2 rRNA genes are annotated in these 804 nt (G+C 48.5%); both read right to left on the reverse strand.

Features of this window, described 5'->3' with window-relative positions:
• Nucleotides 1-298: ribosomal RNA gene (locus tag CFB52_RS34045) — 23S ribosomal RNA — on the reverse strand; the annotation flags it as partial.
• A 394-nt stretch (nt 299-692) separates the two neighbouring features.
• Nucleotides 693-804: ribosomal RNA gene (locus tag CFB52_RS34055) — 16S ribosomal RNA — on the reverse strand; the annotation flags it as partial.

Raw genomic sequence — 804 nt, forward strand, 5'->3', positions numbered from 1 at the left:
GCGTTCGGCTAACAATACAAATAAAGAGTGCAAGGCTCATCCCATTTCGCTCGCCACTACTTTGGGAATCTCGGTTGATTTCTTTTCCTGCGGTTACTTAGATGTTTCAGTTCACCGCGTTCGCTTCACATGGCCTATGTATTCAGCCATGGATACTCCAAAAGGAGTGGGTTTCCCCATTCGGACATCTACGGATCAAAGCTCGTTTGCCAGCTCCCCGTAGCTTTTCGCAGGCTACCGCGTCCTTCATCGCCTGTGATCGCCAAGGCATCCACCACATGCACTTGTTCGCTTGACCCTATAACGAGTCTGTCTCATCGACAGTCGCTACAGGTTGAGTTCTCGCGTTGTGCCGTATTCCAATTGAGTCAAACATAGAGTTCGAATCATCTTGAGATACATCGATACAATCACAACCCGGATAGTTTCCACGTCCATCTCAAGACGCTTCCGCTATCCAAATTACTTACTTCTTCCAGATTGTTAAAGAACGACAGCCGATACTTTCGTATCGCTCTGACTGGCTCAATCGCCAATGACAAAGACTCGAACCAAACTTCATTCGAATGTTTGTCATTGATGATTATCGAAAGCGGCCGGCATGATAGCCGGTTAAACCGCTAACAGACAGTCTTTCTGTCTTTATCAACAGCCGATAAGCGTGAGCGCTCAACTTGTGCGAGAAGCTCTGGAAAGGAGGTGATCCAGCCGCACCTTCCGATACGGCTACCTTGTTACGACTTCACCCCAGTCATGAATCCTACCGTGGTGACCGTCCTCCTTGCGGTTAGACTAGCCACTTCT

The sequence above is a fragment of the Burkholderia sp. AU18528 genome (assembly GCF_002223215.2).
Lineage (GTDB): Bacteria > Pseudomonadota > Gammaproteobacteria > Burkholderiales > Burkholderiaceae > Burkholderia > Burkholderia semiarida.